Origin of the sequence: Baumannia cicadellinicola str. Hc (Homalodisca coagulata), from assembly GCF_000013185.1 — a bacterium.
GTDB classification, from domain to species: domain Bacteria; phylum Pseudomonadota; class Gammaproteobacteria; order Enterobacterales; family Enterobacteriaceae; genus Baumannia; species Baumannia cicadellinicola_E.
Map to the genome: position 1 here is coordinate 460,127 of NC_007984.1, position 25,344 is coordinate 485,470.

Genomic DNA, 25,344 nt, shown 5'->3' on the forward strand with positions numbered 1-25,344 from the left:
TAAAGGAATTATTTTATGGCACGCATTATAGTTGTTACTTCAGGTAAAGGCGGTGTGGGAAAAACTACATCTAGTGCTGCTCTTGCTACTGGTTTAGCAAGCAAAAACCACAAAACAGTAGTAATTGATTTTGATATTGGTTTACGTAATCTAGATTTAATTATGGGATGTGAACGTAGAGTAGTATATGACTTTGTCAATGTCATACAAGGTGAAGCTAATATTAATCAAGCACTAATTAAAGATAAACATACAGAAAATTTATATATCTTACCTGCTTCTCAGACAAGAGATAAAGATATTCTGACTCGTTCAGGTGTAGAAAAGGTACTAAATAATCTCAATGAGATGGGTTTTGAATTTATGGTATGTGATTCACCGGCGGGAATAGAAAATGGTGCATTAATGGCACTTTATTTTGCTGATGAAGCAATTATTACGACTAACCCAGAAGTTTCATCAGTACGTGATTCAGATAGAATATTAGGTATATTATCTTCTAAGTCACGCCGTGCAGAACATAATATGGTTCCTATTAAAGAACACTTATTACTAACACGTTATAATCCTAATCGAGTAAGCCGTGGTGATATGCTTAGTATGAAAGATATAGTTGATATTTTAAGAATTCCCCTATTAGGAGTAATACCAGAAGACCAATCAGTTTTACGTTGTTCTAATCAAGGTAAACCGGTAATTCTAGATAAAGATTCTAATGCTGGCAAAGCTTATTCTGATATGGTTGATCGTTTACTAGGAGATGAAATTCCTTTACGTTTTGTTCAAGAAAAGCATAAGGGATTTCTAAAACGCCTGTTTAGTGGGTAACTAATGGCATTATTTAACTTTCTTTTCTCACGAAAACGAAATACAGCTAATTTAGCTAAAGAAAGGCTGCAAATTATCATTGCAAAAAAACGTCAAAATGAGATAATACCTGATTATCTACCTCAGCTTAAATATGATCTACTTCAAGTACTATGTAAGTATGCATCAATTACTCCGGAAATGCTATCTGTACAGTTAGAAATGAAGAATGGAGATATTTCTATCCTTGAAGTTCAAGTTATACGACCAGAAATGCTTGATAATAATAGGCTTAATAATGAATAAATTTTTTATGTAGCTATTAATTAACGCAATTTTTTTGCAACCTGATTACGTAAATAAGTTGGTTTAATTTGATCTACAGAAAACAAGTAGCACTTACGCCATTGTTCCAGTGCTAGAGGTAGCATATCTTGCGCCGAAGGTAGAGCTACAATATTTTTATGGTTGTTGTTTATATTTTGTAATTGTAACTTTGCTAAAGATGAATAGGTTATCCATCCCGTTCCTGCACATGCCCATTGTCCAGTTAGTTTTGGTATAATTTCAATCAGTTTTTCCGGTTTAAGTACTGCTTCTGATGTTGCACCTAACCATATGCCCTCATGATTACGGTAATATTGTGCACAATAAATTTCACCCATACGTGCATCAATAGCCACTAGAACCTTAGAAGCACCTGTCAGTCGCCAGGTGCTTTGAGCTAGTATTGCTAGTGTTGATATCCTTATTACAGATAATTTTGCACCTAATGCTAATCCTTGAGCAATACCAATACTAGTTCTTACTCCTGTAAAACTTCCTGGACCACAACTAAAAGCTAGAGCATCTAAGTCTGATAATGTAATTCCAGCTTCAGTTAATAAATTATCTACCATTGGTAGTATATATTGATTATGTTTACGAGGTGTAATAGCAAATTTATTACTAATATGATTATTAATAAGTAACGCTGCAGAACAGGCCTCTGTAGCTGTATCGATAGCTAAAATACAAACAGACATAACTTAATTTAAGTTTATTAACTCATATGATGTAAAATTACATTATTTCATTACGTATATCATAGTTTAATGTGCTTTATTTTTCATGCTAATACTGATTGGCATACCTGAACGACGCTGTATAGCCTTATTGACTACATCTTTATTGACACTAGGATGAAAAATAATATTAGCAATATTACTTGGTATATGAATAGGTACTGGCTTGTGGGAGTTAAACTGTTCTGCAGTTGTAGAAAGTGGATCATGAACCTCTAAATACCTATTACCATTAGGCTCAATACAAGCTTTCACAGGCTCATTAATTAGCTCAACTCGTACACCAACTGGGACATGATCAAATAGATATTTAAGGTCATTATCGCGTAATCTAATACAGCCATGACTTATACGTAAACCAATGCCAAAATTTGCATTAGTACCATGAATAGCATAACTATTACCAATGTAAAGCGCATATAAGCCCATTGGATTATTTGCACCTGCTGGAAATACATCCGGTATTATTATTCCACGAGCTTTATATTCTTTTTTTATAGCGTTACTAGGAGTCCAAGAAGGAAGATGTTTTTTACGATGGACTGATGTGACCCAACATGGTGTCTCTTGACCTAATTCTCCGATTCCTACTGGTAATACAACAACTTTATTAGTACCTTTTGGATAGTAATATAAACGCATTTCCGCAATATTAATTATGATACCTATGTGTTTTGTATCTGGTAAAATTAGTTGTGTTGGAAAAATTAAATTTGTATTGGATTCCGGTAAATAAACATCTACATCAGGATTAGCCTCAAGCATATTACTAATACCCATACTAAATTTGGCGGAGAAATACTCAAGAGGAAATAGATTATTTTCCGGTATAGTAATTTGTTTATTATGCCCTATTAATCTACTTTTTCCCTTAGGAAGAGGATATATAGTAGCRACAGCGGAACTACTAAAAAATATAATTAGCAGAAGGTAGAACCGCAATAGTTTTATTATATCAATATTTTTATGTTTCACTTAATTACATTYAATGTTAATTATTAACACATGAATAAATAATAGCTATCAATAACTATTATTTATTCTGAATAATTTTTTATTTAACTAACTTAGTAAACCAATCCAGCAACCAAATATTCCAAGAAAAAAAAAGCTAATAATGATTAATAATACATTTATATTACGTTGTAGTAACCACATGCAACCAAAAGTCAATAGTAAAGGTATTATACCAGGCATGATTTGATCAAGGATAGATTGTATGGTAGTTAATTTTTTCTGACCATCTAAACTTAAAGTAGTTGATACTACAATAGGAATATTAATATGAGTCCACTTATTAATAAGTGCTCCCATGACAAATAAACCTACTATTGATGCTCCTTCAGTAAGTCTTTTAAGTAAACCATTACTCATGTCAGTTATCATATTTATTCCTTTATGATAACCATAAGTTACACCATAGTAACGTGTAACTAAACGAACTATGTTAAATAAGATGAAGAATAATAGTGGTCCTAATATACTACCATTTGCTGCTATACTAACCCCGAGTGCAGCCAATATAGGCCGCATAGTCCCCCAGAATATAGGATCACCAACACCTGCTAAAGGACCCATTAGACCTACTTTTAAGCTATTAATAGCAGAATTATCAATAGGAGCGCCGTTAACACGTTGTTCTTCCATAGCCATGGTTACGCCTAGTATGGGCGCAGCAACATATGGATGGGTGTTAAAAAATTCTAAGTGTCGTTTTATTGCTTGCTTACGTGCTTCATTATTTTCGGGATACAAGCGACGAATTACTGGTATCATAGCAAAACAAAAACCCAACGCTTGCATCCTTTCAAAGTTCCACGATGCCTGAATCATATGAGAACGCAAAAAAACTGCTCTAACGTCGCCTGGTGTTAGCTTTTTCTCACTTGTATTATTGATCATTATTTTCACCTAAATTAATTATTAATCTAATTCATTATCAATATTACTCTTATTCTGCGCTGATATATTATTTTTAACTGACTCATGATTTTTCGAGTTAAGTTGGCTATAAAGAATAGCTATCATTAACCCTGTAATGCCTAGTGCGACTATATTTAAATTAGTAAATGCAGCCGCTATAAAACCTAAATATAAAAAAGGCATTAAATAACCAGTACGTATCATATTAATTACCATAGCATAACCTATTACTACAATCATACCCCCTACGATATTTAGGCCATTAGTTACTACTGCTGGAATAGAGTTCAGTATAGTATGCATAGTCTCAGTATTCACTGAGAGACTAACAATTACTGCTGGTATTGCAATACGCATTGCGTGTAAAATTAGAGCAGAAAGATGAATATAATTTATAGCATTAAGATTACCGCGTTCTGCATTACGGTCAGCAGCATGTTGAAACCCGATAGCAATAGTACGTACTATAATTGTTAGTATTTGACCGGCAGCAGCAATTGGAATAGCTAGTGCAATACCAGCATTGATATGCTGATGACCAGCTATAACTAAAATAGCGGCAATAATAGCAGCTAAAGTAGCATCAGGTGCAACAGCAGCACCAATATTCATCCAGCCTAATGCTATCATTTCTAGCACACCACCAATCATAATACCAGTCTTTATATCACCTAGAATCATACCAACTAGCGTACATACTATTAGTGGGCGGTGAAGCTGAAATTCATCTAGAATAGATTCTATACCAGCAATACAGCCAATAATAAATATTAGCATAATTTGAAGTGTACTGATCTCCATTGCGGAATTCCTTGAATATTATACCTAATCACAAAGTCAAAGTTTATTAATTAATTCCATCATGTATAGTGGCGAATCTGATGGTACTTGACGTATTTCTAGCTTAATACCATGCTGATGAAGCTGTTTAAATACTATAATATCTACCTCATCTACTGAAATAGCATGGTGAATTTGTTTTTTACCATGACTATATGCCATACCTCCAATATTAATTGTTGGAAGAGATACTCCACCTTGTACTACACGTAATACATCAGTAGGATTAGTAAATAATAGCATAACTCTATCATTTGCGTATTTAGGGTTATTATAAACACGGATAGCTTTAGCTATATCTACTACATGTGCCGTAACTCCTGGAGGAACTACTTGTGTCAGTAGATTTTTACGCATTGTATCTGCCGCTACTTCATCATTAATAACAATAATACGATTAACTTGAGTATCTTTCGTCCATCTTGTTACCACCTGTCCATGAATTAGACGATCATCAATTCTTGCTAAAACAATAATCATATGATCTCTCGTATTACTTGGTTTCATATTTATCGAGGTTACTTCTTTTTGTTCATCTGGGCTAACCTCAACTTTAGCTTTTTGTGTAGTTTTTAATGCTTTGACACCCAAACGACCTGCATTAACTGCAATATTAATTATTTCTTGAAAAATGATATTATCATCCTTAGCCATAAAAATCTCAGTTAACATAGGGATATTCACCCCAGATATTACTTCAGAGTTTATTTTATATGTGTTCATAACAATAGAACTAGCAGCATTAAACGGACTACCTCCCCAAGTATCTACTAAAAATAATACTCCAGTAGTAGTATCTAGTTCTTTTAATTTAGTAGTAGATTTTTGTATTAATGTCTCAGTGTTTTCTCCAGGGAAGAAATCTAACCAAGCAACATTGGTTTGTGGACCTAAAATCATTTCAACAGTTTTTAGTAATTGCATAGCTGCAGATCCATGAGTAATAATTACTACAGCAATACTCACCCAATACCTCCTTAATATTGCATATATTTGATTAGTTTAGTTTTACTAAATATGATACGAATAATTTATCATACTTAATTAAGTAGAATCACATATATTAATTAACATATTTATTAATCTAGGTTATTAATTGGTGTTATTATAAGCAAACTAAATCTAATTTTGATGAGTCGACAAGAAAATTGTGATAGCCATCAGCTATTAAATTTTATTTAATAAAAATATATTAATTTAATTGATTACATATGAGATGAGAAACTAAAATATTACTTATATTGTATAATATTATATGTTAGAATTTTTATGGATTAACTCTCCAGCAGAAATATATATTTAAATAAAGATGTATTATCTAGTAGATAACAATAAATTACTCCTAAACTAATAGTTAGCATTGAATCATGCGCGAATCATCATAATACTAAATCTTTTATAACTATTGATAACCTTTATTTTGACTATCATCACCGTATCGATGTCTCTAAAGGAGCCTTTCCTGTGACAGAATTACTAGTCGATCCCTCAGTTTGGGTTGGATTCCTGACATTAGTCATGCTAGAAATTATTCTAGGAATAGATAATTTAGTTTTTGTTGCTATTATCGCAGATAAATTAGCGGCGAAAAAAAGAGATATGGCTCGTTTTATTGGACTAGGACTGGCACTAATTATACGTCTAGCATTACTTTCTTTAATATCATGGATTATTACGCTAAAAGAACCATTTTTACATATTATGTCTTTCTCGTTTTCTGGTAGTGACCTAATATTATTAGTTGGTGGTTTTTTTTTATTTTTTAAAGCTATTTCTGAACTTTATGAAAGATTAGAATACAAAGAACATCAAAGTAATTCAAAATATAGAAATGCTAGCTTTTATGCTATTGTAATACAAATCGTTATCATTGATGCTGTTTTTTCCCTTGATTCTATTATTACAGCAATAGGTATCGTTAATAATCTAACTATTACAATTACAGCTATAGTGATAGCTATGGTTCTAATGTTATTAATTGCAAATTTATTAACCAAATTTATTAATAATCATAATACTATAGTCTTACTGTTTTTAAGCTTTCTATTACTAATAGGCATGAGTTTAATTGCAGAAGGATTAGGTTTTCATATCAAGAAAGGATACTTATATACTGCTATTAGTTTCTCAATTCTTATTGAGTTATTAAATCAGATTGCTTGGCGTAACTTCATTAAATATCAGTCAGCAAAACTATTACGTGAACATACTATAGAAGCAATTATGCATTTTATTAACAAAAGTGCTCAATTTAGCTATTTAGCTGGTGAAAAACAGCTTTGGTCTACACCGTTTTCTCAACAAGAATATCATTTACTAGATAATGTTTTATCTTTAGCTTCAAAAAACTTATGCAATATAATGACACCAAGAAACAAAATAAACTGGTTAAATAATCAGCAATCATTAGAAGAACTAACAGTTCAAATTATTAATACACAACACTACATATTACCACTATGTGATGGTAATCTAGATTCTTTGATTGGTCTTGTACGTGTTCAAGATTTAATAGTATCTATTGCTAATGGTAAAAAAATTAAATTTGATGAAGCAGCACACAAAGCTATTGTAGTATCAGATAATTTAAATATACTAACTTTATTAATAGAAATATATAATAAGAAAGAACAACTTTTAATGGTCATCGTAGTTAATCAACTAGGTATTATCCAAGGCATAATTACACCAATAGATATACTAGTAGCAATTACTGATATATTAAGCGATAAAGATAAAAAGGAAAAATTAGATATTCAAGTAGGTAATGATAGATGGTTAGCAAAAGGTAATACTTAATCTTCCATTTTTATGGAAAGCTATCAATACTAAATAATAACTGTCGTAAAATGGTATTTTTAGCAGGATTATTAGGAAATAAATATTTTTTGACGCAATTATAAATTTTTTTAACCTTCTTAAGAAGAAGTTAGTACATATTTTATCAACTATATAATTTTTAATTATTCTAACAAAGGTAGTAGTGTAGCTGCTTTCGCAAGTGTTTCCTGATATTCTGTTTCTTCGTCACTATCAGCAATAATACCACCACCTACTGAACAGTAGATCTTATGATGATCAATAATTAAAGTACGAATGGTGATATTAGTATCCATAGTACCACAATAACTTAAATAACCAATACTACCACACCAAGCACTGCGGCATTGTGGCTCTAATTGTTCGATCATCTTCATGGCTTGTACTTTAGGTGCTCCAACTACTGAACCACCTGGAAAACACGCACGGATTAAATCGCAAGCGGAATAATGCGGAGATAAAGTTCCAGTAATAGTACTAACCATATGGTATACTTGCGGAAAGGTTTCGATTGCAAAAAGTGAAGGTACCTGTACACTACCAGGTAGTGCAACTTTACCAATATCATTACGTAATAAGTCTACAATCATTAAATTTTCTGCCATATCTTTACTTGATGCTGCTAGACGTATAGCCTGTAATCTATCCTCTTCTACATTTAGAAGACGAGGTATAGTACCTTTTATAGGACGAGATTCAATAATATTCTCTCTTAGCCGTAAAAAGCGTTCAGGAGAAAAACTTAGCACAGTCGTCTGTTGATTAAGACGAATAAAAGCAGCAAAAGGTACACTATTATATGCGACTAAATGCCTAAAAGCTAACCATTCATCACCACTACAAGTAGCACTAAACCTCTGAGCAAGGCAAACTTGATAACAATCGCCATCTTGCAAAAACTGTTGAATTTTGCGAAATTTTTCGCCATAATTAGCACGAGTCATATTAGATACCCATGAACTATGAAGACGAAATATAGTAGTATTATAGGAAGTAGTATAATGCATTAAACTAGCTAAAATTTTTGATGGTTCTTCATAGCTAACTAGTGTTAATGTACTTCTCGCATGATCAGCTATTAAAGCCCATCGATAAATACCTACTGCCATATCTGGTAAATTCAAGTCACGTTGTGCTATTCTTGGTAATGTTTCAAAATATCGTACTAGATCATAACTAAATAATCCTACAGCTCCGCCTTGAAAGGGAATATATTTATTAGGTTGGACTATAAGTTGCATTTTTTCTAGTTCTTGTTGTATTAATATAAAAGGATCTGTTTTACTAAACAGATAATCTGTACCATTACAGATTTTAGTCACTCCATTATTAGTAACTAATGTAACTATAGGTTTCGCTACTAATATATCAAAGTTACCATCTACATGGTTAGTATTACTAGAATGTAATAATATTGCCCAAGGTTGAATAGACAGAGGTGCGAAAATATTTAGGACTGCATCCGGCTGGTAAGGTAAATTTGTAAGATATGGTTCAATCATAATTCATGATTTAAGATTAAAAAGAGGCAACAATAAAGTTGCTATAAATTTTATAGTCAATTACTAAATTGATGGTTAGTAGTGATGACTAGTAATTATTGTCCATCAATCAAAAGTAATTATGCTCTGTTTACATAATAAAATATGTCGTAATAAATTACATCAAAATATTTTAGCTGAAACTGAACCTAGAACTACTATCTCCTTTTATAAATATTTTGATATTCAAAATCCAAATTTATTTCGAGATAGATTTTACCTACAAATGAATGAATTGAAAATTTTTGGCCGTATTTATATCGCTAAAGAAGGAATTAATGCACAAATTAGTGTACTAAACAGTCGTATTAATGCTTTCCGTACCATGCTATATACTAGTCACCCACAATTAGATCAATTACGTCTAAACTTTGCATTAGATAATAATCGCCAATCTTTTTGGATGCTTCGTATGAAAGTGAAGAAACTTCTGGTTGCTGATGGTATTCAAGAACCTAATTTTAATTGCTTCAATGCGAATAATTATTTAAAGGCTGAAGAAGTCAACATATTGTTAGAGAACCCTAATATTTTATTTATAGATATGCGTAATAATTACGAATATGAAGTTGGTCATTTTCAACATGCAATGGAGATACCATCTCGTACCTTCCGGGAAAAATTACCAATAGCTATAAAAATGTTACAACATAATAAAGAAAGAAAGATAGTAATGTATTGTACTGGTGGTATACGTTGTGAAAAAGCTAGTGCCTGGATGTTACATAATGGTTTTCAACATATATTCCAAGTAGAGGGTGGTATTATAGGTTATGTCAATCGTGCAGTAAAGTTAGGGTTACCACTAAAATTTATCGGGAAAAATTTTGTTTTTGATGATCGATTAGGCGAACGTATTACTTCAGATGTAATTGCATATTGTCACCAGTGTAAAAATTCTTGTGATGATCATACGAATTGTCTTAATCAAGATTGCCATAATCTTTTTATTCAATGTAGACAATGCACTAAAAAGTACGATGGTTGTTGTAGTTTATCTTGTCAACAGACATTACGTACCAGAATTACTAGATTGAAAAATAATTTTATTAAATAATTAATGGTGGAGCTAAGCGGAATTGAACCGCTGACCTCTTGCATGCCATGCAAGCACTCTACCAGCTGAGCTATAGCCCCTTTTTATAGTTCATTTTTTATTAAATATTAATATATTTGAGTGCCATATCAATACGTTTAAGAGAGCGTGATTTACCTATTACATGAATTATGCGATCGATCGCAGGAGATTGACTAGTACCAGTCACTGCTACACGTAATGGCATACTAATAGCTTCCATACTAACTTTTAATTCATGAGCGGTTTGTTGAAGTATATCCTGTATAGATTCTAGTGTCCAATTAGTTTGATTTGTTAATTTAGCTTGTACTGTTTGTAATTTTTTTGTTGCTACTGGTTTTAAATAGACTATTGCTGCTTGATGATCAAATTGCTCAAAATCTTTATAAAAATAAAGGCAACTACTTGCCATATCTTTGATTGTCTTACAACGTGTACGAAATAAAGTCACTATATCAGCAAGAGCCGGACCCATATATGGGTTAATGCCCATCTGTTTTAGATGAAACAATAAATGTTGTGCTATATAGTCTGTTGATAATGTTTTTATATAAAAATGATTATACCATAGTAATTTTTGTTGATCAAACAAACTAGCTGATTTCTTCACTGTGTTAAGACTAAATAGTTTCTTCATTTCGTCTAATGAAAATATCTCTTGATTGCCGTAAGACCAACCAAGACGTAATAAATAGTTTAATAATGCTTCTGGCAGAAAACCTTGATCACGATACTGCATTACACCTACTGCACTGTGCCGTTTAGAAAGTTTTTTACCGTCATGACCAATAATCATAGATAAGTGAGCATATTCTGGTACTCTTGCGCCGATAGCTTTAAGAATATTTATTTGACGTGGTGTATTATTTAGGTGATCTTCTCCACGAATAACGTGGGTAATTTTCATATCTAAATCATCGATTATTACACAAAAATTATAAGTAGGTATCCCCTCAGTACGGCAGATGATAAGATCATCAAGTTCTTGATTATTATATTTAATTTTACCCCTAATAAGATCGTTAAATATTACATAACCTTGTTGTGGATTACGAAATCTTACTACACAAGGTTGATTTTTAATCTTTGTTTGATCAAAATTACGACAATATCCATCATAACGTGGTTTTTTACCATTGATGATTTGGTGATTACGTAGTTCTTCTAATCTTTTTTTTGAACAATAACATTTATATGCAGAACCATTTTTTAGTAATTGATTAATTACCTCTTTATAACGATCTAAGTTTTGTGTCTGAAAGTAAGGACCTTGATCCCAATCTATTTTTAGCCATTTCATGCTATCAATAATCGCATTAATTGCTTGCTGTGTTGAACGTTCTATGTCAGTATCTTCTATACGTAAGATAAATTCACCACCATTTTTACGGGCAAAAAGCCAAGAATATAATGCAGTACGTACACTACCAACATGCAAATCACCGGTTGGACTAGGTGCGAAACGTGTTTTAATGTTCATTAACTTAGAACCTTTCTTATACTATTGATTAATATTTTATACTTCATATTTATTTATAATAAAATTTATTGACTCATCTGAGTAGTTTCTTATAATGCCAATTTATATACAGGTGATTAGCTCAGCTGGGAGAGCACCTCCCTTACAAGGAGGGGGTCGGCGGTTCGATCCCGTCATCACCTATATCATGAAATAATATAGGTCATTATAACACATAAAATAGGTCGTTAGCTCAGTTGGTAGAGCAGTTGACTTTTAATCAATTGGTCGCAGGTTCGAATCCTGCACGACCTACTACTTATACTACTAATAATAATGCTATGAGTAACTTGCTATTTTAAATTTATTTTTTATTTGTTTGATTGTAAATAAATGGTGGTTTGGCGAATAAAATGAGTAAAATCAGTAGAAAAAATAATCTACCAACCAGGGTAAAATAATCTATAGTAGAGAGCATTGTTGATTGTTCTTCAATAATATTTTCTAAATGTAGAATGATAGTCTGTTTGTTACCCCTGATTTTTTCTATATAAAACTGTGTTGTAGGACTACATGGAGAAATATGTTCTATCAATTGAGCATAGTGTATAATATGTTGACGTTGCCAAAACCACTTAGTAAGTGAAGCAACTAAACTACTTCCTAATACGCGTAAAAAAGTAGCTAAACTAGAACCATCAGCTATATCTTTTAGCAATAAGTTCGACAATAAAATATTAGTAGTAGGCATAAAAAATAGTGCTACTCCAATACCCATAAAACATTGAATCATAGCAATATGATTGTAATCAATATTCATTGTAAAATTAGATCTCATATAACAAGAAAAACCAATAATGAAAAATGAACAACATGCTAATAACCTAAGATCTAATTTATCTCCATAGCGTCCAACGAGCGGTGATAAAAAAATAGGAAAAATACCAATAGGTGCAGATGCCAAACCACACCAAAGAGAAGTATAACCTAGCTGATTATGTAACCATTGTGGTAATATCAAGTTAATACTAAAAAACCCTGAATAACCCAATATCAATGTTAGTGTACCTACAAAAAAATTCTGGTTCTTAAGAAGCCGAAAATTAATTATGGGATATTGATAGGTTAGTTCCCAAGATACTAATGCTATCAGCGACATAATTGCAATACATGTACTAATAGTAATGAAATTTGATTCAAACCAGTCAAGGTCATTACCGTTATCTAATACTATTTGCAATAGGGAAACACCTGCTATTAATAGTAATATACCTATATAATCAATAGGCTGATATTCAGTGTGATTAGATAAATCTTTTAACTGCACTGATACAATAATAATTGCTAATATACCAGTTGGTATATTAATAAAAAAAATCCAAGACCAGGAATAATTATCAGTAATCCAGCCTCCTACTAAAGGTCCTACTATAGGAGCTACAACTGTAACCATGGCTAGTAATGATAAAGCCATTCCCCGTTTAACTGTAGGATAAATAGTAAATAGTAGTGCTTGAGAAATAGGGTAAAGCGGGCCAGCAAAGAAACCCTGTAGAGTGCGGTAAATTACTAATTCAGATAGCTTTTGTGCTATGCCACATAAAAAAGAAGTTATGATGAATAGTAATAACGATATTAAGAATATTCTCGTATGGCCAAAACGCCTTACCATCCAGCCTGTCATTGGTAATGCTATTGCATTAGATGCTGTAAATGAGGTTATTACCCAGGTACCCTGTTCTGAACAGGCACCTAAACTACTAGAAATATTAGGTAATGTAACATTAGCAATAGTTGTATCTAGAAGTTGCATAAAAGTAGTTAAAGATAGACCTATTGTTGTCCATACTAAGCTTGGTGGGTGAAAGCTTTGATTACTCATAATATTTTAAAACAAATGTTGACTATCTTTAGTCTTAGTCCCAAAAGTGTGTGCAGTTCTCATGAATAATGCGTGTAACTAACATATCAGCTTCATATAATTTGCTATTATATATTTCTGTAGCAGAATAAATTTTGTTTACAGAATGTGGCATTAATACCGGCCCATTAGTATTATGGATATCTATTTTTACTTGAGTAGATAAACCTATACGTAGTGGATAGCAATCTAAATTGTCTGGGTCTAAACTAATACGTACAGGCAAACGCTGTACAATTTTAATCCAGTTTCCACTAGCATTTTGAGCTGGTAATAGGGAAAATGCACTACCAGTACCTATTCCTAGACTCTCTACTTTACCATGAAATACTATGTTTTTACCATATAAATCAGTTCTGATTTCTACGGGTTGTCCAATGCGAATAGATAATAATTGTGTTTCTTTCAAATTTGCTTCTATCCAGACATGATCTAATGGAACTACTACCATAAGTGTAGTACCGGGGATAACGTAACTACCTATTTGTACTGAACGTTTAGCTACATATCCACTAACAGGTGCAACTATAGTACTACTTTGATTCTTGAGATAGGCTCTACGAAGATAGGCAGCTGCATTTTTAACATCTGGATGTTTGATAATCTTAATTATATTATCGGAGCGTAATATTGTCCTATCTAATTGTTGCGGTGCTGATACAAGTACATTATTAGCTGAATTTAATTTGCCATTCTTTTTTAGTGCAATTTTACCATGTTTGAATATATGAGTATTATGTTGATAATTATTACGAGCTTTTTTCCGCTTAGACTGAAACATAGATACTTTTTGTTTACCAACATCAATTTGACTATGCATACTACATACATTGCGTACTATTTTAGCTAAATGAGCTTCAGCACTTTCCTGTACTACTCTGGTCATGCTAGGATCTAATTGAACTAAGAGTTGTCCTTTTTTTACAAAATCACCTTCATCAGCTGCAATCATAGTTACTGTGCCAACTAATTGCGGAGTAATTTGCACTAAATTTCCAGTTACATAGGCGTTATTGGTACTTTCATAAAAACTATTGTTTAACCAATAAAATATACTTAAAGTAATAAATAATAAGAATAATGTAATTATAGTTATGGCTAATATTATTTTTAAGTATTTTTGTTTTACATCCTCTGTTATCCTAGATATCTGATTAGATTTAGGGTCTTGATTAGAATCTGGTACATTTAAATACGTATTAACCATAAATTTATTTCTCTATATTATATACATTATAGTTTATTATTAGTTCCCAATATTAGTTATTTGTTACGTCTTTTTAAAACGCTTATTATTTAATCTATGTTAAAAAACATAATATATAACTATATCTGTTCGTTTTCGAGCATAGTTTTATGTTTAAAACTATATTTATAGATATAAAATATACCATATCTAGTTAAACTCAAGGTGGTTTTTTCATGAAAATTAATTCAATTCACTATTTTTTAATAAGCAACTGATATTTTTAGCTTTTATGAAAAAACAAATATAAATATTATTTACAATAAAGATATTGCTTGAGTCCGTATGTTTTTAACTATAGCTTCTAGTCCTTGTGAGCGATATGGAGTTAAATGTTTAATAAGCGATATCTCATGAAAAAATAGATTAATATCTAACTTAATAATTTCATTTAATGTTAGTCCTTGGTATAAAATAAATATTATTGCTATTAGTCCTTTAACAATAGCAGCATCACTATCGCCATAAAACTTAACATCACCATTATCATTAGTATGCATAACAATCCATACCTTACTTTGACATCCCGATATCAGATAGTTAGTTGTACGCGTTCCTAATGGGAGTAATGGTAATCTTTTACCTAATTCGATTATATATAAATACTTTTCTTCCCAATTACGACAACGAGAAAAATTACGTAACCATTTTTCTCTATTAGGTAAATCACTCATAAATTTATATTTACTCATATGCTAACTAATAAGCTAACGTAGAAGATGTTGTATGCGTATTAAAGCACTAACTAATCGATCAATATCATCTATCATAGAATACATAGCCAATGAAATACGGCACATACTAGGTACTCTAAAATAATTCATTAATGGCATTGCACAGTGATGGCCAGTACGGATAGCTACTCCATACTGATCAAGGAAGCTACCAACATCGTAAGCATGATTGTTACCTAAATTAAAAGCTATGATACCTGTACGCTGATTAACACCATAAATAATTAAGCTAGGAACTGCTTGTAGTGCAGCACTTGCATAGCACGTTAGGTCAGTTTCCCATATTTTAATTTTATCAATTCCTACCTGCTGAACATAATTAAGTGCTGCTCCTAAACCTATGATACCAGCAGTATTAGGTGAGCCAGCTTCAAAACGCCATGGAGATTCATTAAAAGTTGTACCTTCTGTTAGACTAACAGTATGTATCATAGATCCTCCTCCCTCCCAAGGAGGCATAGAGTCTAGTAGTTTTTTTTTTCCGTATAAAATACCAATACCAGACGGACCATAAATTTTATGGCTAGAAAAAACATAAAAATCACAGTCAATAGCTTKAACATCTACTTGTTGATGCATTATACCTTGTGCACCATCTATAAGAATAACGGCATTACATATCGCACGTATTTGTGTAATAATATATGAAATAGGATTAATAGTACCTAAAACATTAGAAATTTGGGTTAAAGCTACTATTTTAGTACGCTCATCAATTAATAATGGTATTAAATCAAGATTTAATGTACCATCTGGTTGTAGAGGTATAAAACGCAACGTTAGTTGTTTTTCTTTTGCTAGTATCTGCCAAGGTACAATATTAGAATGATGTTCCATCTCAGTAATAACGATATTATCATGCTTTTGTAGTTGATATCGTCCCCAACTATTAGCAACTAAATTAATACCTTCTGTTGCTCCTTTTACAAAAACTATCTCTTTCTCTGAAGCAGCATGGATAAACTGAGCTACTTGAGCGCGAATTTTTTCCATCCGCATAGTTGCCATACTACTTAGTGTGTGAACCCCACGGTGTACTGCCGCATATTCTTGACGGTAGAAAGAACTTTCACCGTTAATAACGGCATTTGGTTTTTGGGAGCTTGTTGCACTATCTAGATAAGTCAATGGTTGACCATTAATCTTTCTTGCTAGTATAGGAAAATCTGCCCTGATTTTATCAATAGGATAGTTCATAAAGCTACTATATTTTGTTGTAAAGTATCTATGATAGCTGTATAGATGAGTTTTTGTAAAAATTCATTGCCAATAGTATCGATTATATCTGCGGCAAAAGCTGATATCATGGTATGTTGTGCATCGTTCTTATTAATTCCGCGCGAACGTAAGTAAAACATCTGATTATGATCAAAACTACTTACTGTAGTACCATGGCTACATTTAACGTCATCAGTATATATTTCTAGCTGTGGCTTACTATGTATATTTGCTAATTTACCTAATAGTAAATTATTATTTATCATCTTACCATTAGTTTTTAATGCTTCCTGGTTGACTTTTATTAAACCGTTAAACATACCTTGACCTTGATCTAAAGCAATTAACTTATGTAGTTGATGACTACAACAGTAACCTTTATTATGTTCTAAATAAGTACAAATATCGCTGATATCTTGATGAGTAAGTAATAATAAGCTTTTAACTAATACATCAGAACCTTCACCATTAAGTTGCATACTAGTTTGGTGCTGTGTCATACCTGGGCTAAAAATAAAAGAATAATCACGTACAACTGCATTTAAACCAATAGTAATATCATTATGAGCAAAATGATAACTATTGTTCTTTTCACCTGCTAGTTTAATGTGACTTAAATGCGCATTATTACGTACATCCATTGTGATACGTGCTCCACTAAAATGTGCAAGATCAGTCGTAGTAAGATTAACAAAATGCTCAATAACTTGTCCCATAGCATGAGGTTCTATCTCAATATGATGGCGATAGTGTAGCATGTTAAGCATATTTTTATCTGAACTAGCTTGGCTAATATGTAGTAGATACAATGGTTTTGGTGCTATCTTACCCGTTGGCAAACGAATACGTGTAGTCTCACGACTTAAACATTCAGTCAAATGTAGAAAAACTTCAGAACAGATTGGTTCGGGTAATCGCTGACGATTTGCGCCTTGTTCTACTTGTACTTGCCATGGGTAAATATTACTATTACTTAAATTAGGGGCGAAATAACCATTAACAAAAACTAAACGGCATGCATCAATAGCAAAGCTAACATTATCATGCTCAGAATAAGAAACATGAGAAATAGGTAAGTGGATTAAATCATATGATAATAGAATATCACGCTGCTTTTTTTTCCAATGTTCATTGTTGCTGGTAGATAAACCAAGTTGCATTACTTTCTGCCAGTGAGTAGAAGCATGAATATCATGTTGAATATGATTCTCTAATAGCTGATAACACTGAGTTAAAAAATTAGTATTATTTTTACTATTTAATGAGCCAGTCATAGCCTTGCTCCTCAAGCTGTTTAGCCAGAGAAAAGTTCCCTGATTTAATAATACTACCATGATGCATTACATGTACATATTCTGGTTGTATATCATCTAGAATACGTTGGTAATGAGTTATAACTATGAATGATCGATTAGCATTACGTAATAATGTAATACATCTAGCTATTATTTTTAATGCATCAATATCTAGTCCTGAATCTATTTCATCTAAAATACATAGATCCGGTTCCAATACTGCCATTTGTAGAATTTCATTACGTTTTTTTTCTCCTCCAGAAAATCCTACATTTACTGATCTTTTCAACAGTTTATCTGATATATTTAGCCGATTAATTTTCTGATTGATAAGATCAATTAAATCCCAACTATCTAGTGGCTCCAGTTTACGATATTTACGAATAGAATTAATAGCTGTCTGTAAAAATAGAGTATTGCTAATACCAGGAATTTCAACAGGATATTGAAAAGCTAAAAATAATCCTTCTCCTGCTCGTTCTTCAGGATTAAGCATAAGTAAATTATGCTCCTTAAAGCGTATTGTTCCTGCTGTTACATGATAATCCTTATGACCTGCTAAAGTAGTAGATAAAGTACTTTTGCCTGATCCATTAGGACCCATAATTGCATGTATTTCACCTGGTTTAATTTCTAAGTTTAGTCTATTGATAATTAATTTGTTTTCGACTTCTACATTTAAATTTTGAATCGAGAGCATGTATTGATATTCCTTTGTAGTACCATATGGTATTGTTTATACATTTATACCTACAAAGATGTATCTAATGAATATTAACCCACACTATGTTCAAGGCTAATAGCTAATAATCTTTGTGCTTCTACAGCAAACTCTAAAGGTAATTTAGAAAAAATTTCCTTGCAAAAACCATTCACTATCATAGTTATAGCATTATCTTCGCTAATACCTCTTTGATAGCAGTAAAATAGTTGATCTTGACCAATACGTGAAGTAGTTGCTTCATGTTCTAATTTAGCCGTATTATTGCCAACTTCAATAGATGGAAATGTATGGGCACCACATTGATTACCAATTAACATAGAATCGCACTGAGTAAAATTCCGGGCGTTACTAGCAGTAGACATAATATTTACTAAGCCACGGTAAGTATTCTCACTATTACCGGCAGAAATTCCTTTAGAAATAATAGTAGATTTAGTATTTTTTCCTATATGAATCATTTTAGTACCAGTATCAGCTTGCTGACAGCTATTAGTTAGTGCTACCGAGAAAAATTCCCCAATGGAATTATCTCCACGTAAAATAACACTAGGATATTTCCATGTAATAGCTGAACCAGTTTCAGCTTGAGTCCAAGACATTTTCGAATTATTACCAATACATAATGCTCGCTTAGTTACAAAATTAAAAATACCGCCTTTATTTTCTCCACCAGCAAACCAGTTTTGTATGGTAGAATACTTAATTTCCGCATCTTGATATATAATTACTTCTACCACTGCAGCATGTAACTGATAATTTTTTCTAGCTGGTGCTGAACATCCTTCTATATAGCTAACATAACTGCTTTTTTCGGCTATAATTATTGTACGCTCAAACTGTCCAGTTTGAGCAGCATTAATTCTAAAATAGGTAGACAGTTCCATAGGACAACGTACTCCTGGTGGTATATAAACAAAAGTACCATCTGAAGCTACTGCAGAGTTAAGTGCTGCAAAAAAGTTATCGTTAACAGGCACGACACTACCTAAATATTTACGTATTAGTTCAGGATATTGCTGAATTGCAGCGCTAAAAGAACAAAAAATAATCCCTTGTTCTGCTAACTGATTACTATATGTAGTAGATACTGATACCGAATCAAAAATAGCGTCGATTGCTACTTCACTACCTTCACGTACTGGGATCCCTAATTTATTAAATGTTTCTTCTACTTCTGAAGTTAGGTATTGCTGCTGTTTAATTCCACTAATCTTAGCATTATTACTACATTCAGGTGCAGAATAGTAACTATAATCATTATAATTAAGTTGTTTATAATAGGCTTTTAACCAATGTGGTTCCTTCATTTTTAGCCAAGCTTGATAAGCATTTAGACGAAATGTTAGCATCCAATCTGGTTCACTACGCTTAGCTGATATAGCACGTACTACTTCTTCGCTAATACCATATTCTAACTGCTCAGTAGCTAACTGAGTAATAAATCCTTCTCTATATTTTTTTTTATTGTCCAGTTCTTTGCTAGTATCGATTACCTTAAGATTTTTCATATTATGACATACCATCATCATGTATCACTTAATCAAATGCTAAAACTTTCACCGCAACCACAGGCATGTTGAGCTTTGGGATTGTAAAATTTAAATTCATAGTTTAAACCGATCTTTATATAGTCGATTCTTGTACCGTCAATTAAGGGCATCACCTGCAAGGGTACAAAAAGCTTTGCTCCTAGATGTTCATACACTAAATCACTTTTATTAGGTTCTGTTATTAGATCTAGAATATAACTAAATCCAGCACATCCAGAATGATTAATACTTAATCGTAAACCAAACATACGAGGATCAGATGTTACTAGTTTTTTAATTTGTCGAGCTGCAGCATCAGTCATAGTAAGACCATACCATATTTTATCTTGTAAATTTAATTTAGTTATCATATAAGATTTTACACTATATAATCTGTTACTTTTATAAAATTAAAACAATCAATAGTAAAATATTTTTTTACTAATCTAATCTAGATTAGATAGTTTTATTAACTATTTACACACTTAATTATAAATTAAGCTTGATTCATAAATCTTTATAGATTCCATTTTTCTTTATAATGTTCATCTCTTAGTGATGCTTGAAATCTTTTTTTTAACAATTCTATACATTCAGAAATAATTGTAGATATCTTTTCTTCTTCTAGTGTGCTATTATCACTTTGTAAAATTAAACGCATTGCTAAACTTTTAAAGCCTGGTGGTATACCTATACCCTTATAAACATCAAATATATTTACGCTAATTAATTTTGTTTTAAGAATATGTTTGCATTCAGTAGTTACATCTGCTGCACGAATATGCTCTTTCACGACAATAGCAATATCCCTGTAAGTTGTAGGAAATGGAGAAAGGAAAGTAGCTTTAGGAATTTTACGTTGGTTGATTTTTGACCATAGTAACTCAAAAACAAATATGCTATAACTTAAGTTAAGTTTTTCTTCTAATTCGGGATGTATCATTCCAACCCATCCAACAGTTTCACTATTAAGATTAATAGCTGCACATTGACCTGGATGTAATACAGATTGTTCTTGTGCTTTAAACTCAAACTGGTCTAACTTGCCAGTTAGTTCTAGTATTGCTTCAATATCACCTTTAATATCATAAAAATCTGCCTGCTGATGTTTAGTAGACCAATGTTCATCAAAACGACAACCAGTTTTTACACCAGACAGCAACAAATTTTGACGGATACCTTCATCTACATTCTTAGATGGAATAAAACATGATCCACTTTCGAATAATCTAATATTTTTCTGCTGACGATTGTTATTATAGATTACTGCACAAATAAGACCAGGCAACATTGAAAGCCGCATTGCTGACATTTCTAAAGATAGAGGGTTTCGTAAATGTAACATTACATGACCTGGATATAATAACTTTTGTATTTTAGGATCAACAAAACTATAAGTTATAGCTTCATAATATCCGCGGTCTACTAATAAATACTTAGCTCTTTCTAACGGTAAGATGGTTTCTTTGTGAGATTGTTGGATTAATAAATTTGATCTAATAGGAACATGAGGGATCTTATCATAACCGTATATTCTTGTTATTTCTTCAATTATATTCTCTTCAGTCTCGATATCAAAACGCCAATGGGGAGTTAATATTTGCCATCCATGAGTAATATTAGTTATTTTACATCCTATTCTGCTAAGAATATCAATAATTTCTTGATCTGGAATTATATATCCAATTAAACTATCTAGTTTTTTCCGCCGTAAGATAATTGTTGCAGGCTTAGGTAATGCTGCGGTATTAGTAACATTAATGACTGGACCTGGTTGACCACCACAAATATCTAATATTAATGAGGTTGCTCGCTCAATAACATGTAGCGTTAACATAGGATCAATACCACGTTCATAACGAAGTGAAGCTTCAGTATTAACACCATACTTGCGTGCTTGACCTCTAATTACTAAAGGATTAAAAAAAGCTGCTTCTAAAAAAATATGGCTACTAGCACATGTAAAACTTGAATCAATTCCGCCAATAATTCCTGCTATAGATAATACTTTACTATGATCGGCAACAACTAATGTTTCTGATGTTAGAGTAGCTTTATAACCATTTAATAATGTAATTTTCTCTTTTGGTTTAGCCCTACGTATAATTAGACCTCCATTAATTTTATTAAGATCAAATACATTTATTGGCTGCCCAAATTCTAGTAAAATATAATTTGTAATATCTATTACTACATTAACTAAACTAATACCACTACGACGTAATTTTTCTTTGATCCATAGTGGAGTATTCATTCTACTATTTATGTTTTTTATTACTCTACCAATATAACGAGGACAAGCAATAGAATCTATGACGTTAATAGGAAGTATATTGATAATTAATGGAGCTACTGATTGAGTGAAAAATCTTTTTAAAGGTAATTTATTAATAATTGCTATTTCACGTGCAATGCCTACTATTCCGAGACAGTCAGCACGGTTAGGTGTTACGCTAAAATCAAAAATTTTATCGTATAATTTTAAATAATTGCTTAGATTATCTCCTATAGGTGCATCAATAGGTAATTCAATTATACCAATATTATGATAATAATCCCTAATACCTAATTCTGCAAAAGAACATAGTTTTCCTTGCAATAATTTATCATCTGATTCTACAATATGAACTGCAACTTTTAAAGTTTTGCGGCAACTAACATCATTGCAATTAATATTAATTAAATTAGATTTATTAATGTTTACTTTAACAATTAATAATTGTTCATTATTTGGATGATAATCACATTCTACTATTTGACCTACGACTACATCAGCATAATTATTAGCTACCGCATCAATACTATTGACTTCTAAACCAAACATAGTCATTTGTTCTGCTAAAGCATTACTATCAATAGTAGGATTGACCCATTCACGTAGCCAAAGTTCACTGAATTTCACGATTCTTCCTATGATTTTACTTAAATTGTTTTAGAAAACGTAAATCATTATCGAAGAATGCTCGTAAATCGACAATAGAGTAACGTAACATTGCCATTCTCTCTATACCGATACCAAAGGCAAAACCAGAATAAATATCTGGATCAATGCCAACATTTCGTAGAATAACTGGATGCACCATACCGCAGCCAAGTACTTCTAGCCAGCATTTATTCTTACTCATGATATCTACTTCTGCTGATGGTTGAGTGAAAGGAAAGTATGATGGACGAAAACGTACTTTTACGGTATCTTCAAAAAAATAGTGTAATAATTCATGTATAGTATTTTTTAAATGAGCAAATGTTATACTATTATCAATCATTAAACCTTCCATTTGATGAAACATAGGAGTGTGGGTTTGGTCATAATCACGACGATAAACACGGCCTGATGTTATAATACGGATAGGTGGTTGGTAACTTTGCATAATGCGAATTTGAATGCCAGAAGTTTGAGTACGTAATAACTGAGTAGAATTAATCCAAAAAGTATCTTGATCTGTACGTGAAGGATGATGAATTGGTATATTTAACGCGTCGAAATTATAATAACTATGTTCGATTTCTGGTCCATGTTCAATGGAAAAACCTAATTGACTAAAGAATTTTTCTAGACAAAGAACAGTCTGAGATAGAGGATGTAATGCACCATTATTTAAACGTCTTCCAGGCAAAGATATATCTACACTTTCTGTTGCAAGTCTAGTTTTAATCTTTATAAGTTTTATTGCTTGTTTTCTATCTAAGATAGCTTGTTTTACTTCTTGCTTAGCCTTATTGAATAAGGCTCCTATTTGTGGTTGTTTATCTGGGGTTTGATGCCGTAAATATAATACTTGTTGATTAAAGTATCCTTTTTTACCTAAAAACTTAATCCGTGTTAACTCAAGAGTCTTTAAATCATTAGAATTACTAATAGCTTTTTTTGCTTGTATAACTAATTTTTGAAGATCAGACATAAATTTGCCCTATAGTTACAAACTTAACTACTCTAAAACATAAATCTCTATTTATTAATTCATATAGTTAAGTTACGCACAAAATACTTTTTGCTTTTTCTGCTAGAGTTGCAAAAGCTACTTTGTCACTAATAGCAATTTCTGCCAAGATTTTACGATCTATATGAATAGAAGCTTTTTTAAGACTATTCATGAAACAACTATAAGTAATACCATGTTGACGTACAGCGGCATTAATACGTGTTATCCATAATTTACGAAACTGACGTTTTTTACAACGTCTATCACGGTAACAGTACTGACCAGCTTTTAATACTGCCTGAAAGGCTACACGATAAACACGAGAACGCGCACCATAATAACCATTAGCTAGTTTTAATACTTTTTTATGTCTTGCTCGAGCTACTACACCGCGTTTAACACGTGCCATAGACTTTTCTCCTATACAAATCAAAACTTACGCATATGGTAGACAACGCACTACCAAATTTTTATCGCCTTTAGAAACTATAGATTTAAAACGTAAGTTACGCTTACGATTAGTTGATTTTTTCGTTAGAAGATGACGTAAATAAGCTTGTTTATGCTTAAAGCAACCAGAGGAGTTTTTCTTAAAACGCTTAACAGCTCCACGTACGCTTTTTAGTTTTGGCATTAGTCTTTTTCTACTCTATATAAGATTTTGATTAATAAAACTACATTATCTTTTTTTAGGGGCTAGAATCATGATCATCTGGCGTCCTTCAATTTTATTTGGTAATGATTCTAATAAAGCTATATCATTTAGGTCTTCGCGAATACGATTAAGAACTTCAATACCAAGTTTTTGATGCGCCATTTCCCTTCCCCGGAATCTTAAGGTAATTTTAACTTTATCACCCTCGATGAGAAAACGCATTAAATTACGTATTTTTACTTGATAGTCGCTTTCATCAATACCAGGACGAAATTTAATTTCCTTAATATGCGTAATTTTTTGTTTTTTCTTCTGTTCTTTATTTGATTTACTTTTCTCATAGAGAAATTTACCGTAATCCATAATACGGCAAACAGGAGGTTCGGCATTAGAACTAATTTCTACTAAATCAACACCTGCTTCCTCAGCTTTTTCAAGGGCCTTGTTCAGGGTGACAATACCAATTAATTCACCATTTATACCAGTTAACCGAACTTTTCCTGCACAAATTTCTAAATTTATTTTATGAATTGACCGCATTTATTAAACTCTTTTATTACCTTTAAT

24 protein-coding genes and 3 tRNA genes are annotated in these 25,344 nt (G+C 31.9%); 6 read left to right on the plus strand and 21 right to left on the minus strand.

The features are described from left to right. The first annotated feature begins 15 nt into the window (after nt 1–15). Both minD and minE read left to right on the plus strand, forming a co-directional pair. The gene (gene minD, locus BCI_RS02205; RefSeq protein ID WP_011520619.1) at nt 16–828 is read left to right on the plus strand and encodes a septum site-determining protein MinD; all 813 of its coding nucleotides are present in this window, start codon (nt 16–18) and stop codon (nt 826–828) included. A 3-nt stretch (nt 829–831) separates the two neighbouring features. Beyond that, nucleotides 832–1,113, plus strand: a complete 282-nt coding sequence (minE, locus tag BCI_RS02210; protein ID WP_011520620.1) for a cell division topological specificity factor MinE — start codon at nt 832–834, stop codon at nt 1,111–1,113. 20 nt (nt 1,114–1,133) lie between these two features. On the opposite strand, the gene tsaB is transcribed toward minE, so the two are convergent. The 5 genes from tsaB to manX form a co-directional block, all read right to left on the minus strand. Beyond that, complete coding sequence (tsaB, locus tag BCI_RS02215; protein ID WP_011520621.1) at nt 1,134–1,832, minus strand: tRNA (adenosine(37)-N6)-threonylcarbamoyltransferase complex dimerization subunit type 1 TsaB; 699 nt, start codon at nt 1,830–1,832, stop codon at nt 1,134–1,136. Nucleotides 1,833–1,898: 66 nt separating this feature from the next. Further along, nucleotides 1,899–2,813 carry a L,D-transpeptidase family protein gene (locus BCI_RS02220; RefSeq protein WP_260085880.1) on the minus strand — a complete coding sequence of 305 codons (915 nt, stop codon included), beginning with the start codon at nt 2,811–2,813 and terminating at the stop codon, nt 1,899–1,901. 120 nt (nt 2,814–2,933) lie between these two features. Next, the gene (locus BCI_RS02225; RefSeq protein ID WP_011520623.1) at nt 2,934–3,773 is read right to left on the minus strand and encodes a PTS mannose transporter subunit IID; all 840 of its coding nucleotides are present in this window, start codon (nt 3,771–3,773) and stop codon (nt 2,934–2,936) included. Between the two features lie 21 nt (nt 3,774–3,794). Next, on the minus strand, nt 3,795–4,595 hold the full coding sequence (locus BCI_RS03330; protein WP_011520624.1) for a PTS mannose/fructose/sorbose transporter subunit IIC: 801 nt from the start codon (nt 4,593–4,595) through the stop codon (nt 3,795–3,797). 36 nt (nt 4,596–4,631) lie between these two features. After that, the gene (gene manX, locus BCI_RS03335) at nt 4,632–5,600 is read right to left on the minus strand and encodes a PTS mannose transporter subunit IIAB (RefSeq protein WP_011520625.1); all 969 of its coding nucleotides are present in this window, start codon (nt 5,598–5,600) and stop codon (nt 4,632–4,634) included. 498 nt (nt 5,601–6,098) lie between these two features. Between manX and BCI_RS02240 the strand changes: the two genes are divergently transcribed. Further along, complete coding sequence (locus tag BCI_RS02240) at nt 6,099–7,433, plus strand: TerC family protein (protein ID WP_011520626.1); 1,335 nt, start codon at nt 6,099–6,101, stop codon at nt 7,431–7,433. Nucleotides 7,434–7,597: 164 nt separating this feature from the next. Here BCI_RS02240 and pabB read toward each other — a convergent pair whose 3' ends face one another. Then, entirely contained in the window at nt 7,598–8,956 is a 1,359-nt protein-coding gene (pabB, locus tag BCI_RS02245; RefSeq protein WP_011520627.1) for an aminodeoxychorismate synthase component I, read from the minus strand. 121 nt (nt 8,957–9,077) lie between these two features. On the opposite strand from pabB, the gene BCI_RS02250 reads away from it, so the two are divergent. Continuing rightward, nucleotides 9,078–10,052 (plus strand): rhodanese-related sulfurtransferase, encoded by a 975-nt coding sequence (locus BCI_RS02250; RefSeq protein ID WP_011520628.1) that lies wholly within the window; start codon nt 9,078–9,080, stop codon nt 10,050–10,052. Between the two features lie 4 nt (nt 10,053–10,056). Here BCI_RS02250 and BCI_RS02255 read toward each other — a convergent pair. Continuing rightward, nucleotides 10,057–10,132, minus strand: a tRNA-Ala gene (locus BCI_RS02255). Between the two features lie 20 nt (nt 10,133–10,152). Continuing rightward, nucleotides 10,153–11,553, minus strand: coding sequence for a glutamate--tRNA ligase (gene gltX, locus BCI_RS02260; protein WP_011520629.1), 1,401 nt, complete (start codon nt 11,551–11,553; stop codon nt 10,153–10,155). Between the two features lie 110 nt (nt 11,554–11,663). On the opposite strand from gltX, the gene BCI_RS02265 reads away from it, so the two are divergent. Beyond that, a tRNA-Val gene (locus BCI_RS02265) sits at nt 11,664–11,736 on the plus strand. A gap of 38 nt (nt 11,737–11,774) precedes the next feature. Then, nucleotides 11,775–11,847: transfer RNA gene (locus tag BCI_RS02270), tRNA-Lys, on the plus strand. Nucleotides 11,848–11,896: 49 nt separating this feature from the next. Here BCI_RS02270 and BCI_RS02275 read toward each other — a convergent pair. The 13 genes from BCI_RS02275 to infC all read right to left on the minus strand — a co-directional run bounded on the left by BCI_RS02275 (nt 11,897) and on the right by infC (nt 25,317). Further along, on the minus strand, nt 11,897–13,417 hold the full coding sequence (locus tag BCI_RS02275) for a DHA2 family efflux MFS transporter permease subunit (protein ID WP_041574898.1): 1,521 nt from the start codon (nt 13,415–13,417) through the stop codon (nt 11,897–11,899). A 31-nt stretch (nt 13,418–13,448) separates the two neighbouring features. Continuing rightward, on the minus strand, nt 13,449–14,660 hold the full coding sequence (locus BCI_RS02280) for an efflux RND transporter periplasmic adaptor subunit (RefSeq protein ID WP_011520631.1): 1,212 nt from the start codon (nt 14,658–14,660) through the stop codon (nt 13,449–13,451). Nucleotides 14,661–14,956: 296 nt separating this feature from the next. After that, nucleotides 14,957–15,373 carry a cysteine desulfuration protein SufE gene (gene sufE / locus BCI_RS02285; RefSeq protein ID WP_041574899.1) on the minus strand — a complete coding sequence of 139 codons (417 nt, stop codon included), beginning with the start codon at nt 15,371–15,373 and terminating at the stop codon, nt 14,957–14,959. Nucleotides 15,374–15,406: 33 nt separating this feature from the next. Further along, nucleotides 15,407–16,630, minus strand: coding sequence for a cysteine desulfurase SufS (sufS, locus tag BCI_RS02290; protein WP_011520633.1), 1,224 nt, complete (start codon nt 16,628–16,630; stop codon nt 15,407–15,409). Then, a complete protein-coding gene (sufD, locus tag BCI_RS02295) occupies nt 16,627–17,925 on the minus strand; it encodes a Fe-S cluster assembly protein SufD (protein ID WP_011520634.1) in 1,299 nt (432 codons plus the stop codon). Before sufD ends, sufS begins: the two co-directional genes overlap by 4 nt. Beyond that, nucleotides 17,906–18,646, minus strand: a complete 741-nt coding sequence (sufC, locus tag BCI_RS02300; RefSeq protein WP_011520635.1) for a Fe-S cluster assembly ATPase SufC — start codon at nt 18,644–18,646, stop codon at nt 17,906–17,908. The genes sufD and sufC overlap by 20 nt, the downstream gene beginning before the upstream one ends. Before the next feature lie 74 nt (nt 18,647–18,720). After that, nucleotides 18,721–20,178, minus strand: a complete 1,458-nt coding sequence (gene sufB / locus BCI_RS02305) for a Fe-S cluster assembly protein SufB (protein WP_049752743.1) — start codon at nt 20,176–20,178, stop codon at nt 18,721–18,723. A 32-nt stretch (nt 20,179–20,210) separates the two neighbouring features. After that, nucleotides 20,211–20,570 (minus strand): Fe-S cluster assembly scaffold SufA, encoded by a 360-nt coding sequence (gene sufA, locus BCI_RS02310; protein ID WP_011520637.1) that lies wholly within the window; start codon nt 20,568–20,570, stop codon nt 20,211–20,213. A gap of 146 nt (nt 20,571–20,716) precedes the next feature. Continuing rightward, entirely contained in the window at nt 20,717–23,101 is a 2,385-nt protein-coding gene (pheT, locus tag BCI_RS02315) for a phenylalanine--tRNA ligase subunit beta (RefSeq protein WP_011520638.1), read from the minus strand. Nucleotides 23,102–23,117: 16 nt separating this feature from the next. Continuing rightward, entirely contained in the window at nt 23,118–24,101 is a 984-nt protein-coding gene (gene pheS, locus BCI_RS02320; RefSeq protein ID WP_011520639.1) for a phenylalanine--tRNA ligase subunit alpha, read from the minus strand. 67 nt (nt 24,102–24,168) lie between these two features. After that, entirely contained in the window at nt 24,169–24,531 is a 363-nt protein-coding gene (rplT, locus tag BCI_RS02325) for a 50S ribosomal protein L20 (RefSeq protein WP_011520640.1), read from the minus strand. A gap of 27 nt (nt 24,532–24,558) precedes the next feature. Next, on the minus strand, nt 24,559–24,756 hold the full coding sequence (rpmI, locus tag BCI_RS02330) for a 50S ribosomal protein L35 (protein WP_011520641.1): 198 nt from the start codon (nt 24,754–24,756) through the stop codon (nt 24,559–24,561). A gap of 45 nt (nt 24,757–24,801) precedes the next feature. Next, nucleotides 24,802–25,317 (minus strand): translation initiation factor IF-3, encoded by a 516-nt coding sequence (gene infC / locus BCI_RS02335; RefSeq protein WP_011520642.1) that lies wholly within the window; start codon nt 25,315–25,317, stop codon nt 24,802–24,804. Nucleotides 25,318–25,344 lie beyond the last annotated feature (27 nt).